The sequence below is a fragment of the Corynebacterium singulare genome (assembly GCF_000833575.1).
In the GTDB taxonomy this organism is placed as follows: Bacteria; Actinomycetota; Actinomycetes; order Mycobacteriales; family Mycobacteriaceae; genus Corynebacterium; species Corynebacterium singulare.
In genome coordinates this window covers 2,355,171-2,379,615 of record NZ_CP010827.1, presented here as the reverse complement: position 1 = coordinate 2,379,615, position 24,445 = coordinate 2,355,171, and the positions used below count along the sequence as shown (strand labels likewise).

At 61.5% G+C, this 24,445-nt stretch carries 17 protein-coding genes and 2 pseudogenes; 9 read left to right on the top strand and 10 right to left on the bottom strand.

Features of this window, described 5'->3' with window-relative positions:
• Positions 1-7: 7 nt before the first annotated feature.
• Positions 8-433, bottom strand: a complete 426-nt coding sequence (locus CSING_RS11025) for an HIT family protein (protein ID WP_042532254.1) — start codon at positions 431-433, stop codon at positions 8-10.
• A 34-nt stretch (positions 434-467) separates the two neighbouring features.
• On the opposite strand from CSING_RS11025, the gene purD reads away from it, so the two are divergent.
• Together purD and purB are read left to right on the top strand one after the other, a co-directional pair.
• Positions 468-1,742, top strand: coding sequence for a phosphoribosylamine--glycine ligase (gene purD / locus CSING_RS11020; protein ID WP_042532253.1), 1,275 nt, complete (start codon positions 468-470; stop codon positions 1,740-1,742).
• Between the two features lie 28 nt (positions 1,743-1,770).
• Positions 1,771-3,210 carry an adenylosuccinate lyase gene (gene purB, locus CSING_RS11015; RefSeq protein WP_042532251.1) on the top strand — a complete coding sequence of 480 codons (1,440 nt, stop codon included), beginning with the start codon at positions 1,771-1,773 and terminating at the stop codon, positions 3,208-3,210.
• Between the two features lie 80 nt (positions 3,211-3,290).
• On the opposite strand, the gene CSING_RS13390 is transcribed toward purB, so the two are convergent.
• Genes CSING_RS13390 through CSING_RS10990 form a run of 3 tightly spaced genes read right to left on the bottom strand, consistent with a single transcriptional unit; the run spans position 3,291 to position 6,987 of the window.
• Complete coding sequence (locus CSING_RS13390) at positions 3,291-4,775, bottom strand: IS30 family transposase (RefSeq protein WP_070536961.1); 1,485 nt, start codon at positions 4,773-4,775, stop codon at positions 3,291-3,293.
• Positions 4,703-6,172: a hypothetical protein gene (locus CSING_RS13665; protein ID WP_042532244.1), complete on the bottom strand. Its 1,470-nt coding sequence runs from the start codon at positions 6,170-6,172 to the stop codon at positions 4,703-4,705. The genes CSING_RS13390 and CSING_RS13665 overlap by 73 nt, the downstream gene beginning before the upstream one ends.
• Positions 6,172-6,987: a hypothetical protein gene (locus CSING_RS10990; protein ID WP_042532243.1), complete on the bottom strand. Its 816-nt coding sequence runs from the start codon at positions 6,985-6,987 to the stop codon at positions 6,172-6,174. The genes CSING_RS13665 and CSING_RS10990 overlap by 1 nt, the downstream gene beginning before the upstream one ends.
• Positions 6,988-7,051: 64 nt before the next feature.
• Here CSING_RS10990 and CSING_RS13660 point away from each other — a divergent pair, with 64 nt between their 5' ends.
• From CSING_RS13660 to CSING_RS10975, 3 genes are read left to right on the top strand one after another with little or no spacing between them, the layout of a single operon-like run.
• Complete coding sequence (locus CSING_RS13660) at positions 7,052-7,909, top strand: phosphoribosylaminoimidazolesuccinocarboxamide synthase (protein WP_042532241.1); 858 nt, start codon at positions 7,052-7,054, stop codon at positions 7,907-7,909.
• 9 nt (positions 7,910-7,918) lie between these two features.
• Entirely contained in the window at positions 7,919-10,027 is a 2,109-nt protein-coding gene (locus CSING_RS10980; RefSeq protein WP_042532239.1) for a S9 family peptidase, read from the top strand.
• A gap of 60 nt (positions 10,028-10,087) precedes the next feature.
• A complete protein-coding gene (locus tag CSING_RS10975) occupies positions 10,088-10,774 on the top strand; it encodes a DUF2334 domain-containing protein (RefSeq protein WP_042532236.1) in 687 nt (228 codons plus the stop codon).
• 59 nt (positions 10,775-10,833) lie between these two features.
• On the opposite strand, the gene CSING_RS10970 is transcribed toward CSING_RS10975, so the two are convergent.
• Entirely contained in the window at positions 10,834-11,934 is a 1,101-nt protein-coding gene (locus CSING_RS10970) for an HNH endonuclease signature motif containing protein (protein ID WP_042532235.1), read from the bottom strand.
• A gap of 105 nt (positions 11,935-12,039) precedes the next feature.
• A complete protein-coding gene (locus tag CSING_RS13940) occupies positions 12,040-16,095 on the bottom strand; it encodes an ExeM/NucH family extracellular endonuclease (protein ID WP_201773955.1) in 4,056 nt (1,351 codons plus the stop codon).
• A 228-nt stretch (positions 16,096-16,323) separates the two neighbouring features.
• Here CSING_RS13940 and purS point away from each other — a divergent pair, with 228 nt between their 5' ends.
• The 3 genes from purS to purL are packed head-to-tail and all read left to right on the top strand — an operon-like array spanning position 16,324 to position 19,548.
• Positions 16,324-16,554: a phosphoribosylformylglycinamidine synthase subunit PurS gene (purS, locus tag CSING_RS10960; RefSeq protein WP_039676532.1), complete on the top strand. Its 231-nt coding sequence runs from the start codon at positions 16,324-16,326 to the stop codon at positions 16,552-16,554.
• On the top strand, positions 16,554-17,222 hold the full coding sequence (gene purQ, locus CSING_RS10955; RefSeq protein WP_042532233.1) for a phosphoribosylformylglycinamidine synthase subunit PurQ: 669 nt from the start codon (positions 16,554-16,556) through the stop codon (positions 17,220-17,222). The genes purS and purQ overlap by 1 nt, the downstream gene beginning before the upstream one ends.
• Before the next feature lie 34 nt (positions 17,223-17,256).
• Positions 17,257-19,548: a phosphoribosylformylglycinamidine synthase subunit PurL gene (gene purL / locus CSING_RS10950; protein ID WP_042532231.1), complete on the top strand. Its 2,292-nt coding sequence runs from the start codon at positions 17,257-17,259 to the stop codon at positions 19,546-19,548.
• Between the two features lie 77 nt (positions 19,549-19,625).
• Here the strand turns inward: purL and CSING_RS10945 are convergent.
• Together CSING_RS10945 and CSING_RS10940 are read right to left on the bottom strand one after the other, a co-directional pair.
• Positions 19,626-20,518: pseudogene (locus CSING_RS10945) on the bottom strand (Abi family protein).
• A 363-nt stretch (positions 20,519-20,881) separates the two neighbouring features.
• A complete protein-coding gene (locus tag CSING_RS10940; protein WP_042532229.1) occupies positions 20,882-21,919 on the bottom strand; it encodes an alpha/beta hydrolase in 1,038 nt (345 codons plus the stop codon).
• A gap of 291 nt (positions 21,920-22,210) precedes the next feature.
• On the opposite strand from CSING_RS10940, the gene trhA reads away from it, so the two are divergent.
• Positions 22,211-22,864, top strand: coding sequence for a PAQR family membrane homeostasis protein TrhA (gene trhA, locus CSING_RS10935; RefSeq protein ID WP_042533436.1), 654 nt, complete (start codon positions 22,211-22,213; stop codon positions 22,862-22,864).
• Positions 22,865-22,894: 30 nt separating this feature from the next.
• Here the strand turns inward: trhA and CSING_RS13645 are convergent.
• Together CSING_RS13645 and CSING_RS13370 are read right to left on the bottom strand one after the other, a co-directional pair.
• Positions 22,895-23,517, bottom strand: a pseudogene (locus CSING_RS13645) (DUF6891 domain-containing protein).
• Entirely contained in the window at positions 23,433-24,428 is a 996-nt protein-coding gene (locus tag CSING_RS13370; RefSeq protein ID WP_083280805.1) for a LysR family transcriptional regulator, read from the bottom strand. Before CSING_RS13370 ends, CSING_RS13645 begins: the two are co-directional and overlap by 85 nt.
• Positions 24,429-24,445: the final 17 nt, after the last annotated feature.

Below are 24,445 nucleotides of genomic sequence, written 5' to 3'. Positions count from 1 at the left end.
CGGCGCGTTAGTTACGCTTGCCCTCCTCATCGGTGCCGAGGTGCTGGCGGATGCGCGCGGCGGCCTCATCCATGGCGGCGGGGTCGGTGGCGTCAGCGTCGAAGGCCTTGGCGAAGTCGTAGTCCTCCATCTTCTCGGCGGGGAAGAGATGGATGTGGGTATGCGGCACATCGAAGCCGGCAATGATGTAGCCAGTGCGCGGGGTATCGAAGGCGGTGTTGATGGCACCGCCAATCTCTAGGGCGATGGCGTTGAGGTGTGCCCAGGTCTCAGGATCCAGATCGGTCCACTTATCCACTTCCTCGACCGGCACCACGAGGGTGTGGCCGTAGCGCAGCGGCTCGATGGACAAGAATGCGACGCACTTCTCGTCGCGATACACAAAGCGAGCGGGCAGCTCGCCGTTGATGATCTTAGTAAATACAGAAGACATGGCTCCTAGGCTACCGGCAGTTAAGATAGACGGCATGCGCATACTCGTAATCGGCTCGGGCGGCCGCGAACACGCCCTGCTCACCGGCCTCAAGGCTGATCCTTCTGTGACCGATCTGCACATCGCGCCGGGTTCTCCGGCCCACGCGCAGCAGGCCACCGTCCACGCGGAGTACTCCCAGGTAGATGACCCTGCGCGCATGGTGGAGCTCGCACTCGACATCGCCGCCGACCTCGTCGTCATCGGCCCTGAGGTCCCTCTGGTCGCTGGCGTGGCGGATGCCTTGCGGGAGAAGGGCGTGGCGGTGTTTGGGCCGTCGGCAAGCGCGGCTCAGATCGAGGGCTCCAAGGCCTTTGCCAAGGATGTCATGGCAGCTGCCGGCGTGCGCACCGCCCGCGCGGAACAGCTCGCGCCCGGCACCGCGGAGGCTGACATCGAGGCCGCACTCGACCGCTTTGGCCCGCACTTCGTGGTCAAGGACGATGGTCTCGCCGGCGGCAAAGGCGTTGTGGTCACCGACTCCCGCGAGGAGGCCCGCGCCCACGTGGACGCCGTCCACGCCGCCGGCAACCCCGTGTTGCTGGAGTCTTTCCTCGATGGCCCCGAGGTCTCCCTGTTCTGCCTCGTCGATGGCGAGACCGTCGTTCCGCTGCTGCCGGCCCAGGACCACAAGCGCGCCTACGACAACGACGAGGGCCCCAACACCGGCGGCATGGGTGCCTACACCCCGCTGCCGTGGCTGCCGGAGGATGGTGTCCAGCGCATCGTTGACGAGGTCTGCGTCCCCGTCGCCCGCGAACTTGCTCACCGCGGTACGCCCTACACCGGCCTGCTCTATGCTGGCCTGGCATGGGGCGCAGAGGGCCCGGCCGTAGTGGAGTTCAACTGCCGCTTCGGAGACCCCGAAACCCAGGCGGTCCTGTCCCTGCTGACGTCCCCGCTCGGTGAGGTCCTCAAAGCAACTGCCACCGGGCATCTAGCGGAGCTTAAGCCGCTGGAGTGGAAGGAGGGCTACGCCGTCACCGTCGTGTTGGCGGCCGAAGGTTACCCGGCCTCGCCGCGCAAGGGTGATGTTATAAGCTCCCCAGACCTCGAGGACCCCACGAAGATCCTGCATGCGGGCACCGCGACGTCGGACAGCGGCGTGGTTTCCAACGGTGGCCGTGTCCTTAACATCCTTGGCCAGGGCGCCACGTTGGATGAGGCACGTGCCGCTGCCTACGCCGTCCTCGACGGCATCGAGCTCGAGGGCAGCTTCTTCCGCACCGATATCGGTGCCCGCGCTGCCGCTGGAGAAATCAGCATCTAATACCCCAGGGGTGGGGCGGCGTGGAATAATGAGCGACGTGGCTGAAAAGAAGAACATTTCCAACGTCCTGTCCGCTCGATATGCCTCTCCTGAGATGGCTGAAATCTGGTCTCCAGAGCACAAAATCATCCTGGAGCGCCAGCTGTGGATCGCGGTGATGAGCGCGCAAAAAGACCTCGGCGTCGACATCCCCGCTGAGGCCATCGCCGCCTACGAGGCGCAGGTGGACAACGTCGACCTCGCCTCCATTGCGGAGCGCGAGCGCATCACGCGCCATGACGTCAAGGCCCGCATCGAGGAGTTCAACGCCCTGGCCGGCTTTGAACACATCCACAAGGGCATGACCTCTCGCGACTTGACAGAGAACGTGGAGCAGCTGCAGATCTTGCGCTCCCTAGAGCTAGTTCGTGACAAGGCCATCGCGGTGGTCTCGCGCATCGGTGAGCGCGCTGCGCAGTACCAGACTCTGGTTATGGCTGGCCGCTCGCACAATGTGGCGGCGCAGGCCACGACGCTGGGCAAGCGTTTTGCCTCCGCCGCGGATGAGATGCTGCTGGGCATCGAGCGCGTTGAGTCTCTTCTGGGCCGTTACCCGCTGCGTGGCATCAAGGGCCCGATGGGCACCTCCCAAGACATGCTCGACCTCATGGGTGGATCAGAGGACAAGCTTGCCGCCTTGGAGACGCGCATTGCGGACCACCTGGGATTCTCCCGCGTGTTCAATTCGGTGGGCCAGGTTTACCCGCGTTCCCTCGATTTCGATGCCGTCTCCGCCCTCGTGGAGCTCGGCGCGGCCCCGTCCTCCCTGGCCACGACGATTCGCCTCATGGCTGGCAACGAGACGGTAACGGAGGGCTTCAAGGAGGGCCAGGTTGGCTCCTCTGCCATGCCGCACAAGATGAACGCTCGTTCCTGCGAGCGCGTCGGCGGCTTCCAGGTCATCCTGCGCGGCTACCTCACTATGGTGGCGGACCTGTCCGGCCAGCAGTGGAACGAGGGCGACGTGTTCTGCTCAGTGGTGCGCCGCGTCGCGCTTCCGGATGCCTTCTTCGCCCTCGACGGCATGTTTGAAACCTTCCTCACGGTTCTGGCCGAGTTCGGCGCCTTCCCCGCCATGATTGACCGCGAGCTGGAGCGCTACCTGCCGTTCCTGGCTACCACCCGTATCCTCATGGCGGCGGTGCGCGCGGGCGTGGGCCGCGAGACTGCGCACGAGGTCATCAAGGAAAACGCCGTGGCTGTAGCGCTCAACATGCGCGAGAACGGCGGGGAACAGGACCTAGTGGAGCGCTTGGCTGCGGATGAGCGCCTGCCGCTCGATGCCGCCGCTCTCGAGGCCGCGCTGTCGGACAAGCACGCGTTCATCGGCGCGGCCGAGTCCCAGGTAAGCCAGATCCTCGGCCGTATCAAGGCGCTTGCGGATCAGCACCCGCACGCCGCTGCTTACACCCCGGGCGACATCCTCTAACAGCGCGCGACGACCTGGTCCATGTACGTTTCGATCAATTAAGTCCCCAGATCTTCAGGCGGTTTCAAGTGGTGGATGCATCACTTGAATAGTTCTTGGATTTTCTCTTCTGGTGTGTACCAGTTAAGGACTTTTCTGGGGCGCCCGTTGAGTAGGTCTTGAATCTGCTGAACGCCCTTGTCTGTCAGGGTACTAAACTCGCTTCCTTTGGGGAGAAAGTCTCGGACTAGCCCGTTGGTGTTTTCGTTGGTAGGGCGCTGCCACGGTGAGTGTGGATCGCAGAAGTAGACTGCTAGTCCACGTGCGATGCTCAGCTTGTCTACTTGGGCTAATTCAACGCCTTGGTCCCAGGTCAGCGTTTTGGTGATGTTGCGTATTTTGCCGGTAAACATCTCGATTAACTTATCGACAGTCGTGGCGGAATCATGCACATCAAGTTTGCGGATCATGGTGTAGCGGGTACTGCGCTCTACACAGGTTACGAGTGCAGTGGTTCCTCCTTGTCCGATGATGAGATCGCCTTCCCAGTGTCCTGGAACAGCGCGGTCTTCAACGCTGGCAGGGCGCTTGCTGATGCGGTAGTCTTCACCAATCCAGCTTCGATTACCGCGGGCTGGCAGGCGTGATTGTGGTTTTCGGCCGGTACGCCCAGAACGCAGGGCTTTTTCTACCTTCAACTCCTGGCGCAAAGCACCTTTAGCTTGGATGTAGAGAGCTTGGTAGATGGTTTCATGGCTAATCGACATATCCCCACCTTTACCGAAGCAGCGGGCAAGATAGTTCGAAATCTGCTCCGGCGACCACTTCTTGTTCAACCCTTCAATGACCAAGGCACGCAACTGCGGGTTGGTATCGAGTTTGCGGGGTTTAGGCCTGGCTAAACGGTCCACAGCCCGCTTTTGCGCCACGAGGGCATCGTAGCCATGCTCAGTCATCCCACGGGCGATTTCCCTGCTAATCGTCGACTGATTCCGGCCCAGCTGGGCTGCAATCTCACGGTGAGTATGGCGCTGTTTCAGCAGGTAGGCTATCGCTATTCGGTCATGGCGGATAAGACGCTTTCCGCGTCCTACCTTCGATTCGGATTCAGTGGGATGATCATTGAGTATCAAACGCCCAGACATGTGATCATGATGCCACGCTTTGACCGTGTCAGCGCTGCGATCAACTACCTGGCCGGCCTGCTTATAGCTTTTGCCAGCTTCAACCAGCTTTAGAGCTTGGGCGATGCGATCCCGGTCATGTTGTGCCGTTCCACCGCGATTTCCTCGGACGAGCTCCAACCCGTCCTGAGCAAGGTAGCGATAAGCCAGCCTTTGAGGAAACCCGACCTCTTCAATTGCGCTGAGCACAGATCGGCCACTTTCAACCAGAGCGACAACTTGTTGATACTGCTGGTCAACCAAACTCCGCTGACGCCGAGCACGGTTAAGCCCCTCGCTTTGACGCCATACCCTCGCCTGAACCTTCGAGACGCCCAACTCCTTCAGTATCACTGGCACCGGACGCGCATCATGCAGATACGCCTCCACAAACCGCTCACGTAGCTTCTCATCACCTGACATCTACACAACCTCCTAGCTGTATAGATGCATTCACCACCTGAGCCCGCCTCAGTTTTCTGTTCCTTATTTGATCGAAACGACCACCACGTAGGTTTTGAGCCGATCGGTGCGTCTTCGTCCTCGGTGCCTCTCGTCGCGGATCCGATGGCGCTGCGGGCGGCCCCTTCGATCCCATCGCGGGTTGCTCCCCAAATCTGGCGGGTGTGGTGGGCTACGGTGTCGCTGGCCTCTGCGGCGCGCTGCTGGGCTGCGCCGGCGACCTCGCGGGCGCGGGCGGTACTCGAAGCGGTGAGCTCGCGGGCAGCGTCGAGGTGCCGGACCTCCTCGAGGTCCTCGGCTCCGTCCACGGTGAGGTTGGCTGCCTCGGAGAATTCACGCAGCTGGCCAAAGAAGCGGTTGACCTCGTCGACGGCGCGAGGAGAGTTCCAGTCAACGGCTTTGCGGAACGTCGAGAAGCTACCCAGCTCATGAGCTGTCTGGGCGATCGCGGACAGGGTCTCCAGAAGCCGTGTTGCGCGCTTGTCCCGCGCGCGGGCAACTGCGGCGACGTAATCGGTAGCGGCTTCTCCCTCCACGGCGGTGACGCGGTTGAGCTGGAGCACGTACATCTGGTTCTGCAGCTGCACGGTGCGGGCGAGCTCGTAGAGCCAGAAACGCGCGTCGTCGTTGGTCTCCTGGAAAGTCTCGCGCACCTTGCTGGGTGAGGTCTTCGACTGCGCCATGCGTTCCGCCACCGCAGTGAGGTGGCGCAACACCTGGCCTTGCAGTTTCGCCAAGTCAGCGCTGACGTGTTGCACGGTGGCCCACTGCGTATCGGTCACCGAAGTGGTGCCGTCCAGAATGAGGGCGGCCTCCGCGAGCGTCTCCGCAACGCCGTCAATATCGCCCGCCAAGGAATCCTGCTGGAAGCGCAGAACCGAGTCGATTTTGGAGTCGATGCGCTCCAGGTAATCCTGCATCTGCGCCATCTGCTTTTCGACGGCCGCCTGCTGCACCATCGACGCCATCACCATGGGCGCTGCTGGCGTGAGTAGCCCAGCTTTGTCGAAGGTCAGGTGCTTGAGCACGCCGCCGCCCGTGTGCGGTGCAGCGCCGCGCGGCACGTCTGTCGCACGGATGACGCCAGTGTGGACATCGCCAGGTTTAATACCCATGCGCTTGAGGTAGTTAGCGGAGTCCGCATCCAGTTTGAGCCAGCGCCCTGATTCCTTCTGGTAGCGCTCAAAGCCCGAGAGAGCTTGGCTCGCGCGGTGCAGCAGCTCCGGCGTGATGGGAGAGGAATCGGCATCGGCACCGGCGGAAAGGCGCTCGAGCGCGGACTCGGGGCCCAGGACTAAGGCGCCTTCCTCACCCACGATGACGGCGAGCTCGTCATCTGGGACTAGATTCTCAGCCATTAGCCGAGCCCCGGAACGCGCAGAACCGGCAGCTCGAAGCCGCCGAAGCTGCCAATGGACTTGCCATTGGAGGCGAGGTAGCCGCCAAGCACTATCGCGGTGAGCGCCACCATGACGCCGATGACGGCGGCGCCCGTAGACGAGCTCTTCTCCTGTGTGGTCTGACCCGGAATGGTCAGCTCGGGCACCTCCTGGATGCCTTCTTCCGCACCGTGGCTGCGCAGCTCAGAAACACACTCGGCAAAGGCCTGCGCCTGGGCAGCGTTGAAGGCATCGACCGCTTCTTTTTCCTGTGCCTGGTTCTCTGCCAAAGCGGCGCGGAGGGTGGGGCTGAAATCACTACCCGTCGACAGGAGCGGTGCCGGGCCCTTCTCCGCGCGGGCGGAAGCCGCATTGATGGAATACTCGGCGTCGTCAGGCAGCAGCACCGACTCGTCCGCCACGAGTGCTTCCGGGGCCGACGCGCCAACCAAAATGATGAGCATGTCCGCGCCGGTGTAGCCGGCCTTGCCCAGCGCCGCCACCGTCGAGGCATAGCCTGGAGCCTTGCTCACATCGCGCGAGGTGTACGCCGAGAAGTCCAGCTTCGGAAACTGTGCTTGAATTTGCTCGGAGGTCGCACGGATGGTGGCGATGTAGCCGGCGCGAACGTCGCGCGCCAGCTCACGGTCGGCGGCCGAGGGGGAGACTGTGCACAGCCACTGGCCGTGGGCGGACTCGCGCACGGAGACATCGGCTGCGTGCGCAGCGGGCACAGACAGGGCGCCGCCCACGACGGCAACGGAGGTAACAAGGGAGGTCAGACGAGTACGCATGGCTAAGGCTCCTCGGGATAGGGACGTATCTTGAAGCAGTGTAGACGGGGCTAGGATGGATGTCATGCGTCCAGAACTTTCTTCCTACACCCACATCGCTTCCGGCAAGGTACGCGATATTTACGACATCGACGACAACACCCTGCTCATGGTGGTCTCCGATCGCATTTCCGCTTTTGACTATGCGCTCGAGCCCGCCATCCCCGATAAGGGCCGCGTGCTCACGGCGACGTCGAAGTTTTTCTTCGATGCCATCGACTTCCCTAACCACTTGGCGGGCCCGCTCGATGATGAGCGCATCCCAGAGGAGGTCCTCGGCCGCGCCATGGTCGTACAGAAGCTGGACATGCTGCCGTTTGAATGCGTCGCTCGCGGTTACCTCACCGGTTCCGGCCTGAAGGAATACCAGGAATCCGGCAGCGTGTGTGGCGTCGACCTTCCAGAAGGCCTGACGGAGGCTTCCCGCCTGCCCGACCCCATTTTCACCCCGGCCACCAAGGCGGAGCAGGGCGACCACGATGAAAACGTCTCCTTCGACGTCGTCGTGGACAAGCTGGGCCGCGAGCGCGCCGAGGAGCTGCGCGAGGCTACCCTGCGCATTTACTCCGAGGCCGCGGCATTGGCGGAGGCGAAGGGAATTATTTTGGCGGATACGAAGTTCGAGTTTGGCGTCGATAAGCACGGCACCCTCATCCTTGCCGATGAAGTCCTCACCCCCGACTCCTCGCGCTACTGGCCGGCCGATACGTACGAGGAAGGCAAGGTTCAGCCTTCCTTTGACAAGCAGTACGTGCGCAACTGGCTGAGCAATTCTGGCTGGGACAAGGAGTCCACGCCGCCGCGCCTGCCGGAGGACGTTGTCAACGCCACCCGCGCGCGCTACGTCGAGGCCTTTGAACGCCTGTCCGGAACGACCTTGTAAGGAGACTGCATGAGCGCACCGATTGCCGCCAAACACCCGGTAACCCGAGAATTTCACGGACGTAGCTTCGTCGATGACTATGAGTGGCTACGCGAAAAGGACGCACCGGAGACCCGTGCGTACCTCGAGGCGGAGAACGCGTATACCGCCGAGCGCACCGCGCATCTGGACACACTGACGGAGAATATCTTCACCGAGGTCAAGTCCCGCATCAAGCAGACGGACATGTCCGTGCCCCAGCGCCGTGGACAGTACTGGTACTACGGCCGCACCGAGGAGGGGCAGGAGTACGGCTACAGCTGCCGCATCCCGGTGTCGGAGGGCTCCGATCCGTGGACCCCGCCCACCATCCCAGAGGAAGGTGCACCAGACGGGGAGCAGGTGCTTCTCGACGTCAACTCTCTCGCCGAAGGCCACGATTTCTTCGCCCTAGGTGCCTCCACGGTGAGCGATTCCGGGGACTTGCTGGCCTATTCCGTGGACGTGGCCGGTGATGAGCGCTTTGAGCTGTTTATCAAGGACCTGCGTACAGGGGAGCTGTTGGAAGACCGCCTTGAGGGAATCTTCTACGGCGCGACGTGGGTAGGGGAGGAGTTCATCTTCTACACCACCGTCGATGACGCCTGGCGCCCGGACACCGTGTGGCGCCACCGCGTTGGAACCCCGCAGTCGGACGACGTTGTGGTCATGCGCGAGGAGGATTCGCGCTTCGGCATTGGTGTGGGGACGACCCGCAGCGAGAAGTACATCATGATCGTGTCGAGCTCGAAGATGACGAGCGAGACATGGGTGCTCGATCAATCCTCCCCGGAGGGCGAGTTCCGCCGCCTGTGGGAGCGCGAGACCGGAGTGGACTATGACGTCGACCATGCGGTTGTAGAGGGCACCGACTACTGGGTTGTCACGCACAACGTCACTGGGCCTAATTTTGAGCTGGGCTACTGCGCCGTGTCTGAGGAGCTGCCGGCCCTGCGCAACCTCACTGTGCTCATGCCGCACGACGACTCCGTGCGCATTGAGGGCGTGGATTGCTACTGCGATCAGATTGTCGTGGGCTACCGCCGCGGCGGCATCGGCCGTGTGGCGGTGATGGATGTGCGCGAGGGGTGGGCGCCCTTCGACGAGCTTCACTTCAACGAAGAGCTCTACACCGTCGGCGTGGCCGGCAACCCCGAGTGGGACGCGCCGGTGCTGCGCGTGAGCTATACCTCCTTCATCCAGCCGGCCCAGCTCTTTGACTACCGCGTGGCCACCGGGGAGTACACGCTGCTCAAGGAACAGGAAGTCCCTGGCGGCTATGACAAGGATGAGTACGTGGCCTACCGCGTGTGGTCTGAAGCGCCTGACGGGACGAAGGTGCCGGTGTCCATCGTGCACCGCGCGGACCTCGACCGCACCAAGCCCAACCCGACGCTGCTCTACGGCTACGGCTCCTATGAAGCGAACATGGACCCGTATTTCTCGGTCTTCCGTTTGTCTCTCATGGACCGCGGCATGATTTTCGCCATGGCGCACGTGCGCGGTGGCGGGGAGATGGGCCGCCAGTGGTATGACGATGGCAAGATGCTATCCAAGAAGAACACCTTCACCGACTTCATTGCGGTGGCCGACGACCTCATCGCGCGCCGTGTGACCACGCCGGAAACCTTGGTGGCTGAAGGCGGCTCCGCCGGTGGCCTGCTCATGGGCGCGGTGGCCAACATGGCGCCGGACAGGTTTAAGGCCATTCAGGCCAACGTTCCCTTCGTCGACCCACTGACTTCGATCCTCATGCCGGAGTTGCCGCTGACGGTGGTGGAGTGGGAGGAATGGGGAGACCCATTCCATGACCCGGAGGTCTATGACTACATGGCCTCGTACTCGCCGTATGAGAACATTTCGGCGCAGGATTATCCCAATATCCTGGCGCTGACCTCTCTCAATGACACTCGCGTGCTCTACGTGGAGCCCGCGAAGTGGGTGGCTAAACTTCGCGAGGTTGCCACCGGCGGCGAAATCCTCCTCAAGACCGAGATGGCCGCCGGTCACGGCGGTGTGTCGGGCCGCTATGCCAAGTGGAAGCAGAGCGCGTTTGAGTACGCGTGGCTGATCAACCAAGCCACGGGTGCTGAGGCCTAACCGAATAACACAGCCCCACTCGGCGCGCGCCGGGGCGGTGGCTGTGCGATAATTTTCCTTATGCATGGCCACCTTCTGGTTTCGATTTCCAGTATTTTTGACGACACCCGAAGCCAGGCCTCCGGCCTGCTTGCCTCGTTTGACAAGGCGGACATCCCGGTGTCCCTCCTGGTTGCTCCGCATATTGACGGCAACTGGCACCTGGCTAAGGACTCCTCCACGCGGGCATGGCTGCGCGAGGAAGCTGAGTCGGGCCGAGTGCTCATTCTCAATGGCTTTGACCAGGCGGTTCAGGGCCGCCGCGCGGAGTTTGCCAACCTTGATGCGCACGAGGCGCGCTTGCGCCTGAAGGGGGCGACGCGTCAAATGGCAAAGATCGGCTTCGAGCCTACTATTTTTGCGCCGCCGCGCTGGCGCATGTCGGAAGGCACGCTCACTGTCCTTCCCGAGTTCAATTTCGACTTCGCTGCCTCCACCCGAGGTATCCACGACTTGCGTTCCGGCGAGCTCCACCAAGCCCGCAACTTATCCTTTGGTGAGGGCTTTGGTTCGGCCAAGTGGTGGCGTCGCAACATCATCCGCGCCGCGGAACGCTCCGCCGAGCGCGGCAATACCGTGCGCCTGTCCATTTCGGGACGCAACCTTGATGACCGTAAGGTCGTTGCCGACTTCCTCAAGGCCGCTGAGCGCGCTGCCGCCGCAGGCGCTCGTCCTGCTGACTATTCCGTCTTTACGCACGCCGAATAGCCCACCAACCTCCTGTGGTTGGCGGGTTTCGTGGTTGTGTTTAGCCTGCGCTGGGGTGTTTATCCGGTATCCGGTGGTTCTGCTGCTTTTTTGTTGCTTGCTTTTTCGGCGTTGAGTCTGGCTATGGCTTGTTGGTATTCGGGTGTGGCGGTAATGGGCAGGCCCCAGGGTGGGATGTGGGTGATGCCTCCGGGGATTCTAAAGACGTAGCCACGGCCGGTGGGCCGCGATGGGTCATCATCGTTAATACCGTTGTGGTAGGCACACAGGAAGGTCAGGTTCTTGATGTTGGTGTAGCCACCGGCTTGCCAGGGGATGATGTGGTGAACCTGGCAGTAATCAGCTGGTTTGTTGCAGCCTGGCCGTGAGCAGGTTTGGGTTTCAGCACATAAGGTAAGGCGTTGTTTCCAGCTGGCGTGGCGTTGGAGGTCGTAGGAGTTGATGGGGCCTTCCACGGGGTGGATGATGGTGGCATAGCCGATGGAAGCGAATTTGTGGGCCAAAAATTCTGCCCCGGTCATGCGCCCACCATTCGTCAGCTGTAACTCAATTTCGTCGCCGTCGCCGTTGATGATGCGGTCGAATTCATCCAAGGTGACGACGACTTGGGCATGGATGGCGGGTTTAGTCCCGACACTGCCGGTGACGATTACGGTGCGTGCGGCCTCGAGGAGATTGTGTTTGTTGACGGATTCTAGGGTGCCGCGGATATCAGCGATAACTTGTGCGTCATCGGTAATCGTCATGGAGTTGGGTCCGGTGGAGCGGTAGGTGAACCGGACTCCGGGTTTGGCTTCGCGTTTGTTGCGTAGTTCTTTGAGTCTTTTGACTGCTACTTCGCGGATCCGATGTGCTGGTGTGCCGGCGAGTTTAACGCGGAGGTTCCAGGCATCGAGGTCCTTTTTGACTTTGGCGGTGTAGGTCTCGATGAGTGCCAGGGTGGCAAGCCCATGTTGTTGGCTTACGGCTGCAGCACGTGCTTTTCTTTGTTTTCCGGTGAAGCGGGTGTGCCCGAAGTAGGTGCGGTGTAGGTGGGAAAGCTCAGTGGCGTCGGAAGCGTCGGCGCCGAGCGCGCGGAGCTCGTCGGGTGAGCTGGATGCGTGTTCCACGAGCGCAATCCCCGAATTGCGGTAGTGGAAGTAGGTTTCTAATACCCCCATGACCACAGAGAGTAAAACAGGTTTAGCAACCCCGCAACCGGAATGAGAAAAGCCCCTCTCACGAGGGGCTTAACCTGGGTGAGCAGAGACGCTCAGGAGAGCTCTTTACTCAGGCTCGGTCGGCGCGCAGGCTGCGGCGATGATGCCAAGCGCAGCCAGTAGACCAATGCCACCGGCAGCGTACTGAGCCTCACGCGGGAAATTGCGAGTGATCGACTCAATCTGCTTCTTCACTGGCTCAAGGCCTGGGATGTTGAGCTTTGCGCCGAAGTTGCCGAGGAAGGCCAGCGGAATGGCGAGGGCTGCAGGAATGGTGAGGCCGAGGACCGTCGGCAAGCAGCGCTCACTCACAGAGGAACCACCTGCCGGAGCGGCTGGCTTGTCGCCGGACTTGACGGTTTCTGAAGTGCCGTCGGTGTAGGTGATGACGAGGTTACCGTCGGCATCCGTGGTCACGGACTTAATGCCGCGGCCGTCCTTGCCGTCTTTACCGTTTGCGCCGTCGCGGCCGTCGGTGCCGTCGCGGCCTGGTGCGCCATCGAAGCCATCGCGGCCCGGCGTGCCCTGGTCGCCCTTCGCGCCGGCGAGGGTACCGAGAATCTCAGAGGTGCCGTCGGTGTAGGTGACGACCACCTCGCCCTTGTCGTTGGTAGTCACGGACTTGATGCCACGGCCGTCTTTACCGTCGGCACCGTCCTTACCGACCTTGCCGGCGTCGCCCTTGTCGCCGTCCTTACCGTCGGCACCGTCCTTACCGTCCTTGCCGGCGTCGCCCTTGTCGCCCTTGTCGCCCTTGCCGCCAGCGTTACCGTCGGCACCGTCTTGGCCGTCCTTGCCATCGGAGCCAACGACCTTGCCAACGTTCTGCTCTTCGCCATCAGTGAACGTCACAATGAGCTCACCCTTGTCGTTGATGCGAACAGACTCGATGCCGCGGCCGTCCTTGCCCGGCTCACCCTTGTCGCCCTTCGGGCCAGAAACCTTGCCGGCGTTCTCGGTGGTGCCGTCGGTGTAAGTGATGATGAGGTCACCCTCGTCGTTGGTAGTCACGGACTTAATGCCGCGGCCGTCTTTACCGTCGGCGCCGTTCTTGCCATCGGTACCGTCCTGACCGTCTTTACCGTCCTGGCCGGCATCGCCCTTGTCGCCCTTCGGGCCTTGGGCGCCGTCCTGGCCGTCGGCGCCAACGACCTTGCCGGCGTTGACAGTGGTGCCGTCGGTGTAGGTGATAATGAGCTCACCGTTGTCGTTGGTGGCTACGGACTCAACGCCACGCCCGTCTTTACCGTCGGCGCCGTCCTGACCGTCTTTACCGTCTTGGCCGGCATCGCCCTTGTCACCCTTCGGGCCCTGAGCGCCGTCCTGACCGTCTTGGCCGTCCTTACCGTCCTGGCCGGCATCGCCCTTGTCGCCCTTCGGGCCTTGGGCGCCGTCCTGACCGTCTTGGCCGTCCTTACCGTCCTGGCCAGCATCGCCCTTGTCACCCTTCGGGCCTTGGGCGCCGTCCTGACCGTCTTTACCGTCCTTACCGTCCTGGCCAGCATCGCCCTTGTCACCCTTCGGGCCGGCGACGCTGCCGAGGTTCTTGGTGGTGCCGTCGGTGTAGGTGACTTCGAGGGTGCCGTCGTCAAGCACGGCGACGTCAGCAACGGTCTTGGGTTCGGGAGTGTCGCAGCCCTGAAGCTGGTCAGCGGAGCGCTCGACGGTGCCGAGGTTGAAGCCCACCTTGACCGGGTCGTGGTCGGAGGAGCGGTACGGGTTATCGGACTCAAAGACATCGCCACCGGTGTAGTTGCGGCGAGAGTACTCCATGGCAATCGGCTCGTCGGAGTTGATGTTCCAGGTCTGCGCAGCCTCCGCGTCGACGTGCTCGTTGGCCAGGATGTGGTCGAGGGAGCCGATGCGGCCGGAGAACTGGTAGGACGCGACGGCCTGCCACTCAGTCTCCGGGTTGAGCTCCTCGACCGGGATGGTGTAGCCCGCGTTGCGGAAGATCGAGATGGCGTCTTCCTTGGAGTAAGTGTTCAGGTCACCCATGACGAAGGTTGCCTTCTCCTGCCACTGCGGCTGCTTCGCCAAGCCATCGAGGACAGCCTGGGCGTGGGCATTGCGCACGTTGGGGTTGTTGCCCTGGCCATCGCCGGTGTCCTTGTCGCCGTTAGCTACCGAACCTTTGGACTTGAAATGGTTGGTGACCACAACGAAGGAATCCGGACCCTCAGCAGCGCACTTATCCTGCACCGGCACGAACTCGGCAGCCAGCGGGGTGCGGGCGGTGCCTTTGAAACGCTCGTCCTCCAGCAAGGTGGCCTCACCTACTGGCTCGACGCGGTCCTTCTTGTAGATGATCGCGGTGCGGATGACATCCGTGTCCGCCGCGGAGTTCGCCGGGGCCTTGACGTAATCCCACACCTCGGAACCTGCGCGGGAGTTGAGCTCGCCCACGAGGTACTTCACGGCGTCATCGTAGGAACCGCCCACGGTGTTGGCGGCGTTCTCAATCTCAGACAGGCCGATGACATCGGCGTCGAGTCCCTCCAGCGCAGTGAGGATCTTGCCCTTCTGGTCCTCAAATGCGGAGGCAGACCACGCGCCACGGAACGTACCGCTGTCAGAACCCACGCCGTTGCCAAAGCGGTCCTTATAGGACTTCGCACCGTTGTCCTCACCCAGGTTGATGAAGAAGTTGAGGACGTTAAACGCAGCAACGGTGTAATCGCCGGCCACCTGTGGGGCCTCCGGGCGTGCCGGATCCCAGGTGATTGGCAGGTCAGCGGTGGCGGAGTCACCGGTAATCAGCGTGGTGGGCTGGAAGCGCCACTGGTCGTGCCCGTAGCCCAAGATAACGCCAGACTCGGCGAACTCCACCTGGTTGGTGGTACGGATGGTCTTCACATCCGAGCCGTTTTGCATGATGTACGGCAGCTTGGTGGAGGCGCCATCGCGGGTGAAGTCACGGGTGGAGCCGTCATCCAGGATGACGTACTTCGCAGCGTTGGACTCCTCGAGGGCGTGCATCTCCGGGGAGCCGGGCGCGAACTTGTCGGTGGGCTGGCGCAGTGCCTCAGTGCCCGGGGCTAGGCCCAACTCGCCGTAGCGGTTGAGGCCGTAGTTATCCGTCACTGTGTGCACGCCCGGCTTGAGCAGCATGGACTCGAGCTTCTCTCGAGCCTCGTCGCCCTCCGGCAGGGCATCGATGGCAAGCGGGGTTACGGGATCGAGTGCAGTCTCGAGGACGGAGCCCGAGGACAGGACCACCTGGGTCTGGCCGTAGTACTCGTCGACGGAACCGGTGACCTCGACGGATTCCCCAATCTTTGGGTAGAAGCCGGTGCCGCCGGTGTAGACGAAGACAGCCTCAGAGGCCTCTGCCGGTGCGGCGTCGCCCGTTCCCGGGGTCTGGATGGTGAAGCCATTGAGGGACTTCTCGCCCTGCCACACGGCGGTGACAACGCCCTGAGTGGTCACGTTCTGGCCCTTGAGCGGGGACTCCGTGCCGGTGCCCTGGATCTCCGGGATGGTCACGGTCGCGCCCGGCTCGACCGGGTCCGGCTGTGGTTCTGGGGCTGGCGGTTCAGGGTTGGTTGTGTCGCCGCCTGCAGACTTCGGTGTTGGGGCGCCCGTGCTGAAGTCAGCGGAGTTGTCGTCGGTGTCCGCGCCGGCTGCGTTGCGCTGTGTGGAGGTCGTGTTGCTCAGGGCGGGGGTGGGAGAGCCTTCGCTTATCGACGCCGCGCCGTACCCCACCACGTCAACCTCGGCCCCGGAGGCGTCGTACAGCTTGACCGAGCCCTTGGAACCGGACATGTTCAGGCTGCCCTCCGCATCCGGGGTGGGAAGCGGTTCACCGGTGCCGCCGCCACCTTCCTGGATGAGGTAGTGCCCGCTGGCCGGGATGGAGCCGGACAGGGCGGTCTTTCCGCCGGAGTTGCCCTTGGAGGAGAAGTACTCCACAGACCAGCCGGTGAGGTCGATGGGGGAGTTAGTCGGGTTGTAGAGCTCGATGAAGTCATTGGTGAAGGGGGCGCCCTTGTTGCCGCCGCCACCATAGACCTCGGAGATGACAGCGGTGGAGCCATCCACCGCGGCAGTGGCCTGAGGGACTACCACGCAGGTGGAAACCAGCGCGGCGATGGCGAGCGAGCCAATTCGCTTGAGATGCATGAGACAATCCTTGAGTCGGGGAGATGAGTGATTGTGCATCTCGTTCTACCCGCTGGGTAGCTGGTGCGATACCGGAGAGCTGAGAACGAGCTGGGAGTTAAGATGCGATTCCTCAAGAATTCTTGAGGCGTTTAGTGCTCGTTCACCCCCTGAAGATTCCGAAACTGTCCGGGTTGGGGGATACACTGGCAGGGCACCCATACTCACGCACAGTAAGGCAAAATTTTCATGGCTCGTGTAGTTGTCAATGTCATGCCCAAGGCCGAGATTTTGGACCCGCAGGGTCAGGCCGTCGTTCGCGCGCTGGGGCGCCTGGGGGTTGCTGGGGTCAGCGACGTGCGCCAGGGCAAGCGTTTTGAAATCGAGGTCGATGATTCCGTGAGCGCCGAGGAGCTGGAGAAGGTTGCTTCCACGCTGCTGGCGAACACCGTCATCGAGGACTACGAGGTCATCCAGTAATGAAGATCGGCGTTATTACCTTCCCGGGCACGCTTGATGACGTAGACGCGGCCCGCGCCGCCCGCACCGCCGGCGCCGAGATGGTGTCCCTGTGGCACGCGGATGAAGACCTGCGCGGCGTCGATGCCGTCGTGGTTCCTGGCGGCTTCTCCTACGGTGACTACCTGCGTTCCGGCGCGATTTCGGCGCTGGCTCCGGTGATGCGTGCGGTCGTCGATGCAGCAAATAAGGGTATGCCGGTGCTCGGTATCTGCAACGGCTTTCAGATTCTGACTGAGGCCGGTTTGCTGCCCGGCGCTTTAACCCGTAACCAGGGCCTCCACTTCCACTGCGTGGACACGTACCTCGAGGTGGCGAACGCGGAGACCGCGTGGACCAGCGAGTTCGAGAAGAACCAGCGCATCCTTATCCCCGCCAAGCACGGTGAGGGCCGCTTCCAGGCGGATGCCGAAACCGTAGAGCGCCTCGAGGGCGAGGGCCGCGTGGTCTTCCGCTACACCGAGAACTTCAATGGCTCCATCAATGACATTGCGGGTATCACCAATGAGGCCGGCAACGTCGTGGGCCTCATGCCGCACCCAGAGCACGCTATTGATCTGCTGACCGGACCGTCCACCGACGGTCTGGGCTTGTTTGTGTCCGCCATCAACACCCTGGCCAGGGCCTAAATCGCCGGCGGCTGAAAGGGAACAAGGAGAAACCATGACCGTACACAACGACACCGTTGAGCAGGCTACCCAGCAGTCGGATATTGAACAGCCCTACCGCGACCTGGGCCTCAAGGACGACGAGTACGCCCGCATCCGCGAGATTCTGGGCCGCCGTCCTACCGACGCCGAGCTGACCATGTACTCCGTGATGTGGTCGGAGCACTGCTCCTACAAGTCTTCCAAGACGCACCTGCGCTACTTCGGTGAAACCATGACCGAGGAGATGGGATCGAAGATTCTTGCTGGCATTGGTGAGAACGCTGGTGTGGTCGACATCGGAGACGGCAACGCCGTGACCTTCCGCGTCGAAAGCCACAACCACCCCTCGTACGTGGAGCCGCACCAAGGCGCGGCCACTGGTGTGGGCGGCATCGTCCGCGACATCATGGCCATGGGTGCTCGCCCCATTGCCGTGATGGACCAGCTGCGCTTCGGCGCTGCCGATGCCCCCGATACCAAGCGCGTTCTCCCCGGTGTTGTCGACGGTATTTCGCACTACGGCAACTGCTTGGGCCTGCCCAACATTGGTGGTGAAACCGTCTTCGACGAGTCCTATGCTGGAAACCCGCTGGTTAACGCCCTGTGTGTGGGTACCCTGAAGGTGGAGGATCTCAAACTGGCCTTTGCCTCGGGTACCGGCAACAAGGTCATGCTTTTTGGTTCCCGCACCGGCCTGGATGGCATTGGCGGTGTGTCCGTGCTGGCGTCTGACACCTTCGAGGACGGCGCGGAGCGCAAGCTGCCGGCCGTGCAGGTCGGTGACCCGTTTGCAGAAAAGGTCCTCATCGAGTGCTGCCTGGACCTGTACAAGTCCGGCATCGTCGTCGGCATCCAAGACTTGGGCGGTGCGGGCCTGGCCTGCGCCACGTCCGAGTTGGCTGCCTCCGGTGACGGTGGCATGGAGATCAACCTCGACAACGTGCCGCTGCGCGCCAAGGACATGTCCGCCGCGGAGATCCTCGCCTCCGAGTCCCAGGAGCGCATGTGCGCCGTGGTGACCCCGGAGAACGTGGAGAAGTTCAAGGAAATCTGTGCGCACTGGGACGTTACCTGCGCTGAGATTGGTGAGGTCACCACCGGCAAGCACCTCATCATCCGCCACCAGGGCGAGGTCGTCGTCGACGCACCGGCCCACACCATTGCGAACGAGGGTCCGGTTTATGATCGCCCCTACGCCCGTCCGGAATGGCAGGATGCGCTGCAGGAATTCCAGGGCGTCGAGAAGCACGGCCTCGTGCAGGCGCTGACTAAGCTCGTGGCCTCCCCGGCGCTGTGCTCGCGTGATTTCATCACGAATCAGTATGACCGCTATGTGCGCGGCAACACCGTGCAGGCCCAGCACGCCAACGCCGGTGTGCTGCGCATCGATGAGGAAACCAGCCGTGGCGTGGCCGTCTCCGCGGATGCGTCTGGCCGTTACACCAAGCTGGATCCGAACATGGGCGCGCGCCTGGCGCTGGCGGAGGCCTACCGCAACGTTGCTGTGACCGGTGCCCGCCCCGTCGCCATCACCAACTGCCTTAACTACGGTTCCCCGGAGAACCCGGACGTCATGTGGCAGTTCCGTGAGTCCGTGCATGGCCTTGCCGATGGCGCCGTGGAACTCGGCATCCCCGTCTCTGGCGGCAACGTGTCCTTCTACAACCAGACCGGTGAGGAGCCGATCTTGCCGACGCCCGTCGTGGGTGTCCTCGGCGTTATCGATGACGTCCACAAAACCATCGGCAACGAGCTCGGCCTCGTTGAGGAGCCGGAAGTGCTGGTCCTCTTGGGCGAGACCAAGGACGAATTCGGTGGCTCCATCTGGCAGCAGGTGAGCGCCGACGAAGCAAACACGGATACAGGACTCAATGGCCTGCCGCCGCAGGTGGACCTGGCCAATGAGATGCGCCTCGCGGACTTCTTCGTGGGCAATGAGGGCGTGACCGCAGCGCACGACATTTCTGAGGGCGGCCTTGCCGTCACTGCGTTTGAGATGGCAAAGAATAGCGGTACCGGCCTGAAGCTCGACCTGTCGAAGGTGCATGAGGATGCCTTCGTGGCTGCTTTCTCCGAGTCGGCCTCCCGCGTGCTCGTCGCCACGACCGCAGACCGCGTCGACACCCTGCTGCACCGCGCTGAGGAGTGCGGCGTGCCGGCCGTCGTCGTCGGTGAAACCACCGATACGGGCGAGTTGGAGCTCGGCGAAGAATCCATTGCCGTCGCCGCGCTGCGCGAGGCTTGGTCTGCTACCTTGCCGCTGCTCTTTGGTCACGCGGTGGGTGCCAACTCCGTCGTAGAGTAAAACACACAGTTCCGCTCAGCAGCGTTGACGCTGCATCAGCCCGGCTTCGGCCGGGCTTTTTCCGTTTTCTGAGTCATCTAAAGTGTTTCTCCATCCCAGTTGCCGTGAACACCGATACTGGCTTTTTCGACAAGAGGATTGGTGAGGAAGTGCTCATTTAACAAGGCCACTACTTTTTCAGGCCACGTGGTTCCGGGAGGCACGGTCCGCAGCAAATGCGCCATGATTATTAAAGCACCGAATAGCTTTTCACTTTGATTCTCTGGAAGGATGTGTAGGTTTCCATTGTTCCGGATAACCTCAGTTGGAGCCGGAGCAAATGAACGATTCCACAGCCTTCCATGGTGGGCACATGTATTCCGAATGACAGTTAGCTGCTCGAGCCAACTCGCCAGCGGATGTTTCTTCGTAAGTCTTTGCTTCTGATTCCTATTCAAACTAGAGAAGTTGATTTTGATATCCAGCGCTTCCGAAATCGAACGTTGATCGTTGGATCCAATTCTGCATAGAGCTTTGAAATGTCCGAAAAGTCGAGCACTTCAGCCACAACCCACATGGGATACTGTCCACCGTATTCATCAATGTAGTGCTTCACGGCGTCGCTCTTCTTTGCTCTCGCAAGCCGACCGTACGCTGTACTCAGCCACGACACGTGGTCAAAGTTTGGCCGAAAGTCGTCTGATTTGAGGTAGAAGGTAGGATCACCCGGGTGTCGAGCACACAGCAACTCGATTATCTTGGTGCGCATCGCAACCTCGATTCGCTCCATACCATCATGAATCAGGGTACGGAGTTTCCGATCGGCTTCATATAAGGAGACGACGTCGGCAAAGTCAGTACCATCGACGAAGCTGCTAATTCGGCTAGTTCCGTCTTCAGTGAACTGTCTAGCCGGATACCAATAGGCGGAAAGCCGGTAGTAGCTGACGTGTGAAAACCATTGTTCAGCTAAAGCTCTGTCGATCTTCATGCCGCGGCTTTGAAGACGAAGAATGTGTTCGCCAATGGTCGCTGCTGGCTTGAGCGTAGAAGACATGAAAAGCCAATCTAGAGGTGGGATGTGTTGCCACGGCGACAGTGTTGGCGACACTGCGCAAATAGAGATCCAGCCCACTCCGTGTTTCCGAAGGGAACCGGGCGGGCTGAACTATTAACCAAAATTTTACCGCAGAATCTTGACATGCGTCAATCCCTTTTTTCGGGCAAACGTGAACTTTGAAGATCTAGTTGTTTAGCTGAGGGTTAGTGGAATCAAAACCTACAGTGGGTATATTCCGTGGTCGTGGTGATGAAGGGGGCTTGCGTCTGCAGTGAAGCGACAACCAGTCAAAACTTAGGCGCCGATAGCGCGGGCAATAGTCTGATCCCAGCTCAGCTTCATCTGGTGGGAGAAAAGGTTGAAGGTGTGTGAACCGTAGGGGCTGAAGTAGCGGTTCACGCGCACTCCGGCTTTGCGGGCGTTGCGTGTAAATTCCTCCGAACACTGGTTGGCCACCATCTCTACCGCGTGGGGCCCGAGCCACTGGGCGGGGTTGGTGGTGCCATCGATGGGGCCCGGCGTTCCGGAGGCGGAGCCTACGAAGACTTCAACGCCGCGCAGGCGAGCGGGGTTAGCATTGGGGTCGTGGTCCAGCCATTGCGGGGAGCCTGGCAGACCCCACGCGTTGAGGGAGGAGCCGCCGCCGTAGGCAATCATCGCGGTGGAGGTGGGGAAACCAATCGCGCCGGAGCGCACCGGGCAGCCGGAATAGGAGGCAGCGGCCTTGTAGCGCTGCGGGGCATGGCCGGCGATGTCGAGTGCGGCACCAGCGGTGGAAGAAATGCCGCCGATGGCATCGCGGCCGGTGCCGTGGAATTCGGCGTCGATAAGCGGCGGCAACTCAGTGGTCATGTAGGTGTTCCACTTGTTGACGCCCAGGATGGGATCGTCGGCGTTCCAATCGGTGTAGAGGGAGTAGGCGCCGCCGAGTGGCATCACCACGTTGACGTTTTTGCCCACAGCCCACCTGCCGATATCGGAGTGGGTCATCCAATTCATGCCCGCCTGGCCGCCCTCCACTCCGGGCAGCAGATAGAAGGAAGGCCGGGGCTTATCGCCTGCGGGGAGGAGGACGTTATTGGAAATCACCGCACGGTTGGCCGGGGACCACACGTCCACCACCCAGTGGTTGCCGTGCACGTGGCGCTTTGAGGTGATGAAAGGCTTGTTGCCAAGCCAGGGTTGCGGGTTGGTCACGCGCGAGGAAGCCTCACCGATCGTGCTGGACTGTGCGGAGGCAGGGCCGATGCTTGCCGACGTCGCCCCCAGCGCCACCATGGCGGCTGCGAGCAAAGCCGTGGTGCGGCGCGAGTGTGAGAAATAGGAAAACATACTGTGCGTAGTGTATGTGGCCAGGGCTCTCGATCTGTGGCAATCGGTAGAAAATACGGCGGTAACTTTGCTTTTAGTCTTGTCTGGAGTGTTCCTCACCCGTATAGTTACGGGCACGTAAGTTTTGGAGGTGAATGCGTTATGCGCATGACCCGCATCTCAGGCAAGGCAAGGCCCCTCACTATGAACGCACCCATTGCTCACACATCTTCCCCGCACGATTTTCCGGCTGAAGGTGGCGCTGCGCGCGGCGGCGATACGATCGAGCACCGCATCCAGCGCTCGTACTGGATGGCAGACCGCGGACCGCGCCCCCTCACGCGCGGCTGGGGGCACTTCTTTGCGGCTATCCTTTCGCTCATTGCGTCGACGGTCCTTATTACCTTTGCGTGGATGACGCTTCCGTGGTGGCAGGGCCTTGCGGTAACGGTGTACGGCGTCGGCGTGGTGGGGCTCTTCGGGGTCTCGGCGCTGTATCACCGCTGGCCGTGGGTATCCATGCGCGCGGTGCAATGGTGGCGGCGGGCAGATCACGCGACGATTTCGGTGTTCATCGCGGCGACTTACACGCCTTTGTGTGCCATTGTTCTGGACCCCACGCAGGCGCTGTGGATGCTGAGTGCGGCGTGGGTGGGAGCCATCATGGGGGTTGTCCTGAATCTGGTGTGGATTAACCACCCACGCTGGCTGGATGTGGTGGTGTATCTCGTGCTGGGCTGGCTTATTTTGCCGCTGCTGCCGAACCTGTGGGAATCCGCCGGGCCAGCCGTGGTGTGGCTGCTCTTTGCCGGTGGGGTGGTCTATTCACTGGGAGCCTTGGTGTACGGCTTCAAGTGGCCGGGGCGCAATGCGCGGTGGTATGGCTACCACGAGCATTTCCACACCGCGACGATTGCCGCGGCGGTGGTGCACATGGTAGCCATTTGGATGGTTGTTGCGGGCTAGCCGAATGAGGGGCTGACCATTTGGGGGCGCCTAGTCGGTGAGGTCGTCCGCGAGGGGGAATTCGAGGGCGACGTCGTGGCATAGAATGCGCGCTTTCGTCGAGCCGTTCCATTCGGGGGCAAAGCCTACGGCGCGCAGGGCGTCGACGAGTTGCTCGCCGACGTTGATTGTTGCCTCTTCGCTTTTTCCATGGCGGAGAAACCGAAGTATAGTTCGCCGTTGTAGATAGCCCGGCTGATGTCCTGGCGGTGGCAGTAGACATAACCGCTGTGGCCTTCTTCCTCAGCGAGCTCGGAGCCTACCCAGGCTCCGTCTGACATATCCCATGCTTCGTTGAATGTGAAGGATATGTCGCGCTGAGCGAGCTCGTCGTGTAGGGCATCAAGGCGCTTAGCATCTTCCGACTTTTCTGTGACGAGGCGGCGGTATTCTGCGGCGACTTCGTCGATGATGCCGTCGAAATCCTCTGGATAAGGTTCCGCGTGGTTGGCTTTCCACTCGGACGGGTCATCGAGGACTTCAAAGAAGTCGTTTTCACGTCCCCTGGCCTGACTGCGGGTTCTCTGGGCTATGCCCTCCCCGCATCCGCGTAGTCCACGAGAAAGCGCAGGAACTGATGAGCAGGATCGGAAAGTCGGTTCTGCGAGCTCCACACGACTCGTAGCGGACGGTCAAAACTAATACCAGCCACCGGTACTTCGACATACTCACCCGTTTCCAGCTGGGACGCCACCGCACGTCGCGCAATTATTCCAGGAGCTCCTAAAGCACCTATGGCAGTACGTTGCGCACCCAGAGAACCAAACTCTCCCGCAGGCGAGGCGAGCATCCCCAGAACATCGGCTACAACTTCGCGCGTACCACTTCCATGCTCACGCAAAACCAGAGGCGTAGATTGCAACTCCTCTTTAGTCACCGCCGCTATTTCAGGAGCCGATGTGGAAACTTCAGTACCGCTTGGTTGACGGGGATTTTTCGTGTCAGCCCAGCGATGCGCTGCGGGGACAACCACCACCAACTCATCGTGCCCGACTACACGCTGATGCAGCTCGTGCGCTACCCAGTTGCCTTCAACAATGGCTAGTTCCGCATGTCCTTGAACAACATGATTCTGCGCCTCCCGGCTGTTGAGCTGACGCATGTGCAAATGGGTATGCGGGTAAGCACGCTGATAGGCCGCAGCCCAGCGAGGATAGTCCACTTCGGCGATCGTATGAGAAACCACCAGTTTGACTTCCTCGGTGGGACTTCCTCCTACAGCAATTTCGAGACCCCTCGCGCATTCGTCTAGGGCACCGTGCAGACCTTCGAGCACGCGAACGATCCGGCTCCCCGCCTCTGTGGTGAAGCTACCCGCCGCTCCGCGCCAAAAAATGCGTTGACCTAATCGCATTTCAAGTTTCGAAATACGCGTGCTTACCACTTGTTGGGAGACTCCCAAGTGATGAGCGGCCTTATTCATACCCCCATACCGAACAACGGCAAGCACCGCATCAACTGTTAGAGCGTCGGGAACGTAGCCGCGTCGAACTGGAAAAAATTCATCACTATCGTTATTTCGCATGGGGTACATTCATTTAT